Source organism: Streptomyces sp. NPDC043878 (assembly GCF_056435735.1).
Window position 1 is genome coordinate 1 of the sequence record NZ_JBWKDW010000053.1, and the last position, 11,652, is coordinate 11,652.

At 68.0% G+C, this 11,652-nt stretch carries 9 protein-coding genes; 3 read left to right on the forward strand and 6 right to left on the reverse strand.

The window, feature by feature from the left end:
• Positions 1-269: 269 nt before the first annotated feature.
• Positions 270-1,217 carry a S66 family peptidase gene (locus AC07AZ_RS37720; RefSeq protein ID WP_478855285.1) on the forward strand — a complete coding sequence of 316 codons (948 nt, stop codon included), beginning with the start codon at positions 270-272 and terminating at the stop codon, positions 1,215-1,217.
• 42 nt (positions 1,218-1,259) lie between these two features.
• Here the strand turns inward: AC07AZ_RS37720 and AC07AZ_RS37725 are convergent, their stop codons facing one another.
• From AC07AZ_RS37725 to AC07AZ_RS37745, 5 genes are all read right to left on the reverse strand, one after another.
• Positions 1,260-2,129, reverse strand: a complete 870-nt coding sequence (locus AC07AZ_RS37725) for an IS5 family transposase (protein ID WP_478855278.1) — start codon at positions 2,127-2,129, stop codon at positions 1,260-1,262.
• A gap of 36 nt (positions 2,130-2,165) precedes the next feature.
• The gene (locus tag AC07AZ_RS37730) at positions 2,166-2,579 is read right to left on the reverse strand and encodes a hypothetical protein (protein ID WP_478855279.1); all 414 of its coding nucleotides are present in this window, start codon (positions 2,577-2,579) and stop codon (positions 2,166-2,168) included.
• A 3-nt stretch (positions 2,580-2,582) separates the two neighbouring features.
• The gene (locus AC07AZ_RS37735) at positions 2,583-3,593 is read right to left on the reverse strand and encodes a DUF6192 family protein (protein ID WP_478855280.1); all 1,011 of its coding nucleotides are present in this window, start codon (positions 3,591-3,593) and stop codon (positions 2,583-2,585) included.
• Positions 3,594-4,146: 553 nt separating this feature from the next.
• Positions 4,147-7,806, reverse strand: coding sequence for a caspase family protein (locus tag AC07AZ_RS37740; RefSeq protein WP_478855281.1), 3,660 nt, complete (start codon positions 7,804-7,806; stop codon positions 4,147-4,149).
• Entirely contained in the window at positions 7,803-8,675 is an 873-nt protein-coding gene (locus AC07AZ_RS37745; protein ID WP_478855282.1) for a lipase family protein, read from the reverse strand. Before AC07AZ_RS37745 ends, AC07AZ_RS37740 begins: the two co-directional genes overlap by 4 nt.
• A 427-nt stretch (positions 8,676-9,102) precedes the next feature.
• Between AC07AZ_RS37745 and AC07AZ_RS37750 the strand changes: the two genes are divergently transcribed.
• On the forward strand, positions 9,103-9,603 hold the full coding sequence (locus tag AC07AZ_RS37750; protein ID WP_478855283.1) for a peptidase inhibitor family I36 protein: 501 nt from the start codon (positions 9,103-9,105) through the stop codon (positions 9,601-9,603).
• Between the two features lie 818 nt (positions 9,604-10,421).
• Positions 10,422-11,216, forward strand: a complete 795-nt coding sequence (locus tag AC07AZ_RS37755) for an IS5 family transposase (RefSeq protein WP_478855286.1) — start codon at positions 10,422-10,424, stop codon at positions 11,214-11,216.
• Here the strand turns inward: AC07AZ_RS37755 and AC07AZ_RS37760 are convergent.
• Positions 11,213-11,548 (reverse strand): hypothetical protein, encoded by a 336-nt coding sequence (locus AC07AZ_RS37760; protein WP_478855284.1) that lies wholly within the window; start codon positions 11,546-11,548, stop codon positions 11,213-11,215. The genes AC07AZ_RS37755 and AC07AZ_RS37760 overlap by 4 nt on opposite strands.
• Positions 11,549-11,652: the final 104 nt, after the last annotated feature.

An 11,652-nucleotide genomic window follows, 5' to 3' on the forward strand; every position in this document is an offset into this window, starting at 1 on the left:
TGCACCCGTTCAGCCACGTCACCATTCTGGCCGCCCGACGCAGCAACTGAGCGCTGCATCGCGGCAGGGCGAACGTTGCCTGATGCGGCACTAGGTGTTTTTGAACCTGGTGACCCGGCATCCGGGCCGTTTGGAGCACATAGAACTCGGTGTCCTCCGGGTATGGCTCTGTGCCAAAATCCAGCGCATGGCTGTTCGATATCCGTCCCCCCCTGCGTCCCGGTGACCGTGTTGGTGTTACCTCTCCATCGAGCGGGGTCGCGAAGGAATTGCGTGAGCGCCTCAATGTCGCCGTTCGTGACGTTCAGGACCGCGGGTACGAGGTCGTCATCGGCCGGTGCATGGACGGCTTCGGGCACGTCAGTGCTTCGGCCGCTGACCGCGCGAGCGAACTGATGTCGATGCTGACCGACTCCACCATCAAGGCCATCGTGCCGCCGTGGGGCGGAGAGACCGCGATTGACCTGCTACCGCTGCTCGACTGGGACAGGCTGCGGGAGGCAGAGCCCACCTGGCTCGTCGGATTCTCCGACATGTCGACCCTGATCACGCCCATGACTCTGCTCACTGGGACGGCGACAGTCCATGGCAACAACCTCATGGACACGCCCTACCGAGTGCCCGACGGACTGCGATCGTGGCTCGACATCGTCGCAGCGCCCCGGGGGCACCAGTGCACCCAGACCCCGCCCGGTCGCCATCGGACCACCGGCTTTGACGACTTCGCCGCCTTCCCCGACATACGCGAGTACACGCTCGACTCCGTGGGCGCCTGGACCCGGCTCGACGGGAGCGGTGACGTGGAGGCCGAGGGAAGACTGATCGGCGGCTGCATCGAAACTCTGTGCAATCTCGCAGGGACGGCCTACCTCGACGTCTCGGCCTTCGCTCGCAACGAGTCACCGGAGGGGCTCCTCGTGTATGTGGAGGCAGCCGGCGACGATGCTTTCACCATCTGCCGGAACCTCCATGGCATGAGGCTCGCTGGGTTCTTCGATCGGGCGAACGCGGTTCTCGTTGGCCGGACCAGCGCACCCGACAACCGTTCCCTCAGTCAGCACGAGGCCGTCCTCGACGCACTTGGTTCTCTCAACGTGCCGATCATCGCCGACATCGAGTGCGGCCACGTGCCGCCCTACATGCCGATCGTCAACGGAGGGTACGGCCGTATCGTTCACACACCGAGCCGGAGCGAACTGACGCAGACCTTGGACTGACACATCAGACCGGCCGCCCAGCTCTGACCGAGGTGGGTCGGGTCAACAGGACGGCTCCCCGCTTCCCGTGCGCTTTTTCGTCCAGCCGGTGCGGGGGCTTTTGCGGGTCAGGCGCCGGGTCATCATGGTGATGAGTGCCCAGTTCAGGTGTGCTTCGGAGTGCTGGGGAAGACGTTCGTAGTCGCGTGCGTTGCGGCGGGCGTTCATGCACCAGCCGATCGTGCGCTCGACTTTCCAGCGGCGGGGCAGGACGACGAAGCCCTTGACGCCTTTGGGCCGGGAGACGATGCGCAGGGTGAGCCAGAGGCGTTCGCGGGCCCAGTCCACGAGTTCGCCGGCGTAGCCGCGGTCGGCCCAGACCTGGGTGATCTGCGGCTGGGTGAGGCGCAGGCGCCAGAACACGTCGCGGGCAGCGTCTCGGTCCTGGATGTCGGCGGGCGTCACCGTGATCATCACCGGCAGGCCGAGTGTGTCCACGGTGATATGTCGCTTGCGGCCGTTGATTTTCTTCGCGGCGTCGTAGCCGCGGCTGTTTCTGCCGACGGTGGAGGCGCCTTTGACCGACTGGGAGTCCACGATCAGCGTCACCGGGTGCGGGCAACGGCCCTTGCCGGTACGGATCCTTCGGCGGAGCTGGTCACGGATGTAGGTGACGACCCCGGCCCGGTTCCACCTCCAGAAGAACCCGTAAACCGTCTCCCACGGGGGGAAATCCGCAGGCAGGGCTCGCCATTTCGCGCCGTTGTCGACGATGTAGCGGATGCCGTCGACGATCTCCCGCCGGGGCCACTTCTCCGGATGTCCGCCGGTTTTGGTCTGGCAGGCCGGGACGGGCAGCAGGGGTTCCAGGAGTGCCCATTCGGCGACGGAGGTGTCGGAGGGGTAGCGGCGGCGACGGGTGGCAGCGGGCATGGCGGGCTCGACAGGGGGGATGGGCGGTGACGTGGGCTATTTGGAGAGCTGGGCGAGGGTGGCGCGGACGCCGGTGAGCTGGGCGGTGGCGAGCTGGGCCCATTCGTCGTCGGGGTAGCGGGCCAGGTGCGGATCGAGCGTGCCCGTGATCACCCGGGTGAGGCGGCCTAGGATCTGCCGGAACTGCCGCTTGTCGTACTCGATCCAGTCCGCGGGGTCGTCGGAGAACATGAAACCGTCCCGGCGGGTCCATGTGATCGGCGTCGGGTTCTCGGCGGCGACGACGTCGCGGACGTGCCGAATGCCGCGGCCGACCTGCGAGCGGGTCAGGCGGGTTGCGGCCATGAGCTGGTGGGTGTGCAGGCCGGCGGGGCGTGCTTCCATCAGGGCGACGCGGACGAGGTCGCCGTAGTGCTCGGCCAGGGGCCGGGCCTCCCGGCGTCGCGGCATGGCCTACTCGCCTTTGAGCAGCTGGACCAGCTGCTCGTCCAGGGTGAACTCGCCGTTGTTGAGGGCTCCTTCGAGCCAGTCCGCCGCGGCGCGGACCCGGCCGATCTGGCGCCTCACGGTCTCGCGCTCGTCGTCGGTGAACTCCTGCCCGCGCAGCTGTGGGACCAGGCGGCCCAGGGTGGCCACGAAGCTGTGGCAGGAGCCGACCAGGTCGAGGTATTCGATGGTGTGCTCGATCGCGCGGGCGGCCGGGGTGCGTTCCCGGATCCGGTCCCGGGTCTCGTTGGAGTTGTCGAACTGGGCGCGGTTGACGAGCATCCGGGTGGTGTCGTCGCGCATCGTCTTCCGAGCGACGTCCGGGCGGCGCAGCAGGTCCGTGGTCACCTGCTGGGCGACCGTGTCGTCCCTGGTCAGCTCCGTGACGACCCGCACCCGTTCGGCCGGGGTGACGTGCTCGGTGACCGCCGGCCGCTTCAGCAGATCGGTGGCGACCTGGGCGGCGACCTCGTCGTCCCGGGTCAGGTCGGCCACGGCCTGGACCTTCTCATCGACCGTCACGGGCCTGTCGACCCGTTGGCCGACGACCCGCTTGGCGCCGTCCGGCGTCCACTGCCGGGTGCCGGTGCGCGGGTTGAACGGCGCGTCCTCGATCGCGGCCCACCGCTCGTCCTCGTCCACGACCGACGCGAGGATGCGGTGAACGGTGAACGACACGCCCTCCTTGCGGCGCCCCTCGGGCCAGCGGTTGGCGGTGTAACGCCAGTCCTCGACCGTCCGGCGTTCGACACCGATGTCGTCCGCGAACAGCTGCAACGACTCCGTCACCGTGAACAGGTCGTCCGTGCCGTTCGGCATCGACCCGCCCACCGCCCTCATCGGCTCGATCTCCAACGCCATGTCACCCAGGGCGAACTGCGAGCGGGCGATCTGCGCGATCAGTTCCTTGGCCTGGGTGACGAGCTGTTCGTAACGCTGCCGAATGACGTTCCCGATCCGGTCAGCCACGTCGGTCATGATGACCACCGCCCTCGCCCGGTTCCGGCCCAGCCACCACGACGTGACCGGTCAAAGGGGCGCCGGCCCCGGTCACCGTCCACCGTGACGCGGGCGCGACACGCCGGGGCAGAGCGTGAACCAGGGGCGCTCGAAGCACCCGGCGGCCAACCCACAACTACCCTGCAGAACAAGGGGTGTTCGAGGTACTCGCGAGGCGTTCGGCTAGGGCGTTTCCGTAACGCTGTTCCGCGACGCCCGCCGTTGACGACAGGCCCGCACCCGGCAACGGTCCGAGCAGTACACCGCAGCCCTCGACCGTTCCACCCCCACCGTCCACGACCGCCCGCAGACCGGGCACTCCGCATGCTCTCCCCGCTGCATCGCAGCCACCCGTTGCCGGGTCCGCTGAAGCCTCCGCCACCGCCGTGACCTGCACCGACCCGAGCAGAACACTGCCTCTGCCGCTATCGTCTGCGGCAGCGGATCACCACACTCCCGGCAGTACCGCCGAGCCGTCCCGCCAGCCCCCACACACCAGATCATCCAGCCGTACCCGCCCCACGGCCAGGGATCAAAAACACCTACTCACTGTCCGGTCTTGGGTACGCCGTAGCACCGCCACATCGGACCCCAGCGCCAGGACCAGGCCTGCGTCGCCCGTAGACGCGACCGCCTGGCATGCGGGAGCGATGAGAGTCTGCACAAGCTTCCTCGACCGCAGGTCCCACACCCGGACGGTGTGATCCCCGCCTCCGGTGATGGCGACGGACGTGCCGTTCAGGACCGTACAGACCACCGCGTTCACCGTGTCGGTGTGGCCGGTGAGGGGTTCGCCGATCTGCCGACCCGAGGTCAGGTCCCACACCCGCACTGTGTCATCCCAGCTGCCGGTGACGGCGAGTGGTCTGCCGTCGAGGACAGTACAGGCCACCGCGGACACCGACCCGGTGTGGCCGGTGAGGGGTTCGCCGATCTGCCGGCCCGCCGTCAGGTCCCACACCCGCACTGTGCAGTCGGTGCTCCCGGTGACGGCGACCGGTGTGCCGTCGCGGACCGTGCAGGCCACCGCAGACAGCGGGCCGGTGTGGCCGGTGAGGGGTTCGCCGATCTGTTCGCCAGTGGCCAGGTCGCACACTCGCACCGTGCGGTCGTTGCTGCCGGTGACGATGACGGGCGTGCCGTCGAGGACCATGCAGGCCACTGCAGTCACCTCGCTGGTGGGCCCGGTATGGCATTCGCCGGTTGACACACCCGAGGTTAGGTTCCATACCCGCACTGTGCAGTCGTCGCTGCCGGTGACGGCTGCCGGTGTGCCGTCTCGGATTGTGCAGGCCACCGCATTCACCCTATTGGTGTGGCCGGTGAGGGGTTCGTCGATCTGCCGACCCGTGCTCAGGTCCCACACCCGCACTGCGCAATCGTCGCTGCCGGTGACGGCTGCCGGTATGCCGTCCCGGATCGTGCAGGCCACCGCATACACCGTGCCGGTGTGGCCGGTGAGGGGTTCGCCGATCTGCCGGCCCGCCGTCAGGTCCCACACCCGCACCGTGTGATCACCGCCTCCGGTGACGGCGGCCGGTGCGCCGCCCAGGACCGTGCACGCCACCGCAGACACCGGACCGGTGTGGCCGGTGGGGGGTTCGCCGATCTGCCGGCCCGAAGCCAGGTCCCACACGCGCACCGTGCCGTCCCAGCTGCCGGTGACGGCAACCGGTGCGCCGTCCAGCACCGTGCACGCCACCGCAGACACTGCGTTGGTGTGGCCGGTCAGTGTGTCGCGGAGGGCTGGTGTGAAGTCGCTTCCGGTCGCCCAGACGGGTGCCCATTCGGCGGGGTCTATGCGGGCGGTGAGGTGGTGGTGGAGGAGGGTGGTGGCGCCGGCGCGGGCGGCGTTGAGGGCTAAGGCTTGTCGACGCATCGAAGTTGTGGCGGGGGCGTGGAGGTTGAGGTTGGTGCGGTAGACGGCGGCCGTGAGGCGGGCTTCGTCTGAGGTGGCGTGCTGCAAGTGTGGGGTGAGGGTGCTGGGGGTGGCGTGGACGAGGTATTCGGTGTCTTTGAGGATGTCGTCGATGCGGCTGGCGGCTGCGGCGTGGGTGGCGAGGTGGTGGAGGGTGTAGGGGTGGGCCCGGGACCAGTCGCGGGTGGCATCACTGCGGTAGGGGACGCACGCGGTGAGGGTGTCGACGAATGCGCTGTGGACGCTCGCGGGCTCGACGCCTTCGCGGAGGTGTTCGTTGAGGGACTGGTGGTAGAGGCGGTAGGCGGAGCGGCCGTTGTCGGTGGCTTCGACCACGTAGGAGCCCGCGCTGCGCCGTAGCCACAGTAGGTCGTCGTCGGTGTAGGGGCGCCCGGCGATGGCGGATGCCAGGGGTGCCCAGATCCCTTCCCAGGGCAGGCCTTGGCCTTCGGCGTAGGCGAGGGGGCGCAGCAGGTCGACGGCGCGCTGGACGTCGCGGCCGAGGCGGCAGGTCAGGTCGTCGCGCATGGCCTGTCCGGCGTGGCGCGGCAGGCCGGCTCGCCACTGGGGGTCGTGGGGGTTGGCGACGACGTCGGCGGCAGCTGCGAGGGTTCCGGCGGTGATGCGGGCGACGAGGAAGGAGCGTTCGGCCGCATCTGCGACCGCTCTGCCCACGGGCCGGAGCATGTCGGGATGATGCCGGTAGGGGGAGGCGTGGCGGCTTTCGAGGAGGTTGCGCATCGTGTAGGCGCACAGCGCCTCGCGGTCGGCGTAGCGGGGGCTGTCGAGGTCGAGGACCATGTGCCGGTGCTCACCGCCTCGCGTGTCGAGGCCGAGGCGGTCGAGCAGGTAGGGGCGGGTGCCCAGGAGGAGCCGGATGCGTCCCTGGGAGTGGTCGATGAGGGGGCGCACGATCTGCGTGCACAGGGTGTCGGGTGTGGCGGCTTCGTCAAGGGCGTCGATGAGCACCGTGAACGGCCGTCCCCGAACGTTGTTTCGCTGCCCCAGTGATTCGAGGAACTCGCCGACCGTGGCGGCTTTCAGTCCTGCCGCGGCTGCCAGGCCGCGGAGGACTTCGCTGTTGGTGAGGTTCTGGGCATACATGATGACGTCGATGCTGTCCTGGTCGGGGATCCAGTCCGGGGCCAGACCAAGGGCGTCGACGGGCACGGTGCGGCGCCGCTCGGGCAGGGCGAGGGCGGCGAGCAGGCCGAGCACGGCCGTCTTGCCCGAGCCAGGCCCGGCCGTGACCACCCGCACGAACTCACCGGCCGAGCCTCCGGAACGGGGGTCTTGCCGGTCGGCGCCATGCTGGTTGAGCCATTCGGCGAGTTCAGAGAGGACGCGGTGGCGGCCGCAGAACCACCAGCTCTGGACGCCGTCGCCTTGGTGGCCCATGGCGCGGATCAGGAGGCGGCTGTTGAATTCGGTGTCCCGGCGGCGGGCGTACGCGTCGAACTCGGCGGCGTCCTGCAGGGCGAGGTCGACGTCGGTGAGACGGACGTCGTGGCGCGGGTTGGTCAGGAAGTCGGGCGGCTCACCGGTCAACCCGAGCAGGGACAGGCTGATGTGCTGGTAGGCAGGCTTGTCGTCGTGGCGGTTCATCTGTTCCACGACGGCCGACACCGACAGGTGCTTCGGGGAGTGTCCCGCGATGGCGTGGCTGCCCACCACCTGCTCCAGCAGGTTCGGGAACAGGCCGGCCTTCGCCTGCTGGTGAGGCTGCGCGGAGGACACGATCACCAGCCCGGGACTGGCCGTGCCCGGCGACCATGACGTACTGAGCCGCTCCAGGGCGGCCGCGGCGAGCTCGTTGCCTCCCCGGCCGGAGTAGCAGGTGTCCAGGATCAGCATCAGCCGGCGCACCTTCGTGCCTCTGAACACGCGCACCAGCTCCGCGGTCGGCAGCGCGGTGAAGGACACATCAGAGGGATCGGTGTCCGACATCAGCAGCACGTGCTCCTGGCCCGCCTCGTCCACCTCACCGTGGCCGGAGAGATAGACCACCACCAGGTCGTCCTCGCGCCGCTCCGCCGACGTGCAGAACGCCCTTAACTGTTCCCGCAGTTGCAACACGGTGAGGTCGGCGCCCAGCGCGGTGTGATGCCGGTAGCCGAGCTTCCGCGTGAACAGCTCCACGATCTGCTCGCGGGCCTCCACCAGGCCGGGCCGGTCCCAGGCGGGACACTTCGGATAGCGGGAGACCGCGGTGGCGATCAGATACCGGCGCGGCTCCCCACCCTCTTCTATGCCGCCGCTGGCCGGAGCGGTCATGCGAGACCGCCGGCGATCGCCTGACCGCACAGCTTGTCCGTCAGATAGGCCGCCGCGTCATGCGCGTGCGCACCGTTGTGCACGACCGCACACCGCACCCGCTGCCCGAACGCGGGCCGCAGATCCTTCACCAGGGCGACGACATCCCCCTGGTCGGCGAGGTTCGTCCACGCCAGCTGCCCGCCGCCCGGCCACACCCCCTGCGCCCGCCCGCCCAATTGCAGGGGCGTCGGCTGGAGGCGGTGCAGGATCAGGTTCTCGATGCCCAGAGGAGAGCCGATCGTCACCAGGGCCCGCACCGGGTGGCCGGGGCGGGCGCACAGGGCTTCGTAGGCGATGACGGAGCCCAGCGAGTGCGCGACGATGACGCGAGTGTCGTCGCTGATCTGGTCGACGACCCGGGCGAGTGCTTTCGCGCGCAGGTCGGGGTCGGTGAGGTAGTGGTGGACCTGCTTGAGGTCGAACACCATCGCCCGCAGCGCGAGTCCGGCGAAGAACCGCGACCCCGACAGGGCCCGCAGCGCGGCCTGCACCGACCGCGGCGTCGCCACCAGCGTGTCGGCGGCATCCGGCGGAACCACGGCCGGATCAGTGCCGGCGGCCGCCTTCCACCAGGCCAGCAGCAGGTCCTGCTCGAAACCCTCCGCGACGTCGGCCGCGGTGTAGGGCGGGTTGCTGGCTGCGAGGAACTCCCCGTCCGGGCGGAAGAGATCACCGTAGAACGCGACCGCCACCTCCGACTCCGACAACCGCTGCGCACGGTCAGCCCGTGCGAGGCCGTCGTTCAGGGCCGGTAACCACTGCCGGCGCAGCGTGTCCTCGCCCAGCGTCTGCTTGCCGATGCCGTGCACCGCCACCACCCGCGCCATACCCGTGCCCCCGCGCTCGCCCCCGGCCTGCCGTGGGCAGCACTGTAGAGGGGCGATAGGCCACGGAGCACCACAGTCTACGAACTGTATCCCTGCCGTAAATGTCCGTGCAGCAAGAGTGTCGGGGGGTTGCAGCGGCTTCTCTGAAGCCGCTGGCCGCCAGCCGGCGTCCTCACTGCTGACCGGCCCGAACGCGCGCTTCGCGATGTGGTCCGCTTCCTGAGCGCCACCCGCATACGTGTCGTCCGCCGCGTCGGGATTCTTGAGGTCGTTTTGTGGACGCAATGTCAAGAAGTGTGGACTGGCTGTTAACGACAGCAGGACGGTACTGGGGCAGGCTCGATCATGCGTCGGCCCGAATACCTTGGCCCGCGCTGTCAATCCACTCCGTCATCGCGGGGTGGGATGTGAGGCGGAAGGACTCCCCATGCGTTTCTGGCGTAAGAGCTGTGCCGCCCTGCTGGCCTCCGTGGCGCTCGCGACCGGAGGAGCTGTTGCCACCGCAGCCCCGGCCTCGGCAGCCCAGAGCTGCGCGGCCGGCAACCTGTGCCTGTACAGAGGCACCGGCTTCAATGACATGAGGTTGAAGACGCAGAAGACCAGCGTCTGTTTCGAGCTTTCGGGCTTTCAACTCGCTGGCCAGCACGGACAGGTCATGTCCTATCGCAATAACCTGCCGGTAAAGGCAGTGTTTTGGTACACCAGCAACGTGGATTTGAGCTGGATAGATGACGGCAGCGTCAGCGCGGGTGGCTTCAGCAGCAACACGGGTGGCAACTTCGTTGATGCAGTGATCGTGTGCACCGGCGGCCACAGCCCGTATTGGCCTGGCCTGGGAGATTCTGTGTCGTCACCCAGCCCGGGCACGACAGCCCTCCAGCCCCGCACCGTCGACGCTGGGACCGTCCGGGACAACCCTGGGCGATAAGCCCCTTTCCCAGCTGACCGGAAGCTGCATCGACGTGGGTCGATTGGGAAAGCGGCGGCTATCCAAAGGTGCCGAAGAACGCGACGCCGGTGAGGGAGAGATCGGGCGGTTGCGGTGAAGGTGCAGGAGGGCGCCACCGGCCGCCAGTATGCGTTCGGCGTCGACACAGACATTCCACCACCAAGCCCAGCCCGATAACCGTGGCGGTCAGAATCGATGCAGGCCGTAACCCGCTCGCAAGAAACGCTTTGCACTGGAAGCATCGATTACTGGCGTGATTGCAGACCGCGTGACGTGCTCAATCAAAAAACCGACATTAAGGATCGCGATGAATCTCAAGCGCATTGGTATCACGGCCATGGCGGCCTTCGCTCTGCTGGCAGGGAGCGCGTTGACCACTGCGACGCCAGCCGCTGCTGTGGGGGGATGCCCCTCGGACAAGTTGTGCCTGTACAGGAGCACTGAATACAGGACCTTGTCTTTTACCGCTGCCAGCACAGGCGCTTGCTTCTTTCTGTCGGACTACGGTCTTTCCGCTCCAGGCAACGGAATCATGTCCTATGTGAACAACCTCCCCGTGAACGCAACAATCTGGAATAGCCACGACCTCCACCACTGGTACGCGGACGCGACAATCCGGCCGGGCGGGTTTAGTAGTGACACGCATTCCAATTTCCCTTTCCTCGCATCGTTCGAAATCTGTACCGGTAGCGCTGTTCCGTACTAACAACGGCTAACACAAAGAGGTGGATCGGCGCTGATGGCCGTGTCCGAGGCGGGAGTTGAGCGTTCGGTCCGGTGTGGGGACGTCGCCGTGGATCGTGTCGGATCAGCTGTGGGACCGCTTGGAGCCGCTGCTTCCGCAGCGTGAGCGCAGGTTTCGGTATCCGGGCCGCGGGCCGTTGCCGGACCGGGAGGTGCTGTGCGGGATCTTGTACGTGCTGCACACAGGGATCCAGTGGGAGTACCTGCCGCAGGAGTTGGGCTTCGGCTCGGGCGTGACGTGCTGGCGACGGCTGCGGGACTGGAACGAGGCCGGCGTGTGGCAGCGGCTGCACGAGGTGCTGCTGGCCGAGTTGAACGCGGCCTCCCGCCTGGACTGGTCGAGGTGCGTGGTCGACTCCTCCCATGTCAGGGCGCTAAAAGGGGGATCCACACGGGCCCCTCGCCGGTCGATCGGGGCCGGGCGGGGCTCGAAGCACCATCTGATCACCGACGGCCACGGCACCCCGCTCGCGGTCATCCTCACCGGAGGCAACCGCAACGACGTCACGCAGCTGCTTCCCCTGCTCGACGGGATCCCGCCCATCCGTGGCCGGGTCGGTCGTCCCCGCCGCAAGCCGGACTCGCTCTTCGCCGATCGCGGCTACGACCACGACATCTACCGCGACCAGGTCCGCGCCCGCGGCATCGTGCCCGCCATCGCCCGCCGCGGCACCCTGCACGGCACCGGACTGGGCACCTACCGCTGGGTTGTGGAGCGGAGTTTCGCGTGGCTGCACGGCTTCCGCCGCCTGCGCATCCGCTGGGAACGCAGGGCCGACATCCACGAAGCGTTTCTCAAACTCGCCTGCTGCCTCATCACCCACCGACAACTCGGCCTGCTGCGTTAGCTGTTACTTTCCGAGGCCGACCGAAAGCCACGGTCTTGAATCACCGGGAAGGCTTCCTGCGTGACGGCAACCCATGCGTCGATCTCGTCATGAGATGTCCTGATGGCGCAGATCAGCCTTTCGAGCACTGACATCTTCGGCTCACGGACGTTCAGGCTGAGCTGCTCCACCGACACCTCTTGGTAGGACATGCACAGCTGCCACCAGAACCGCATGAGGTAGCGGCACTCCTGCGGCTCTCGGTCGTCTGCAAGGCGATCATGGATGACCGCCTGGACACGTCGCCGCTGATCATCGTCACGAAAACCAAAGCTGAGGTCCGTCAAGGTCACCGTCGGACACTAGTGCCGCATCAGGCAACGTTCGCCCTGCCGCGATGCAGCGCTCAGTTGCTGCGTCGGGCGGCCAGAATGGTGACGTGGCTGAACGGGTGCAG

Bases quoted from the DNA above. Each gene is read 5' to 3' on its own strand.
- AC07AZ_RS37725 (WP_478855278.1), bottom strand. From the start codon at position 2,129: ATGCCCGCTGCCACCCGTCGCCGCCGCTACCCCTCCGACACCTCCGTC.
- AC07AZ_RS37730 (WP_478855279.1), bottom strand. From the start codon at position 2,579: ATGCCGCGACGCCGGGAGGCCCGGCCCCTGGCCGAGCACTACGGCGAC.
- AC07AZ_RS37735 (WP_478855280.1), bottom strand. From the start codon at position 3,593: ATGACCGACGTGGCTGACCGGATCGGGAACGTCATTCGGCAGCGTTAC.
- AC07AZ_RS37740 (WP_478855281.1), bottom strand. From the start codon at position 7,806: ATGACCGCTCCGGCCAGCGGCGGCATAGAAGAGGGTGGGGAGCCGCGC.
- AC07AZ_RS37745 (WP_478855282.1), bottom strand. From the start codon at position 8,675: ATGGCGCGGGTGGTGGCGGTGCACGGCATCGGCAAGCAGACGCTGGGC.
- AC07AZ_RS37750 (WP_478855283.1), top strand. From the start codon at position 9,103: ATGCGTTTCTGGCGTAAGAGCTGTGCCGCCCTGCTGGCCTCCGTGGCG.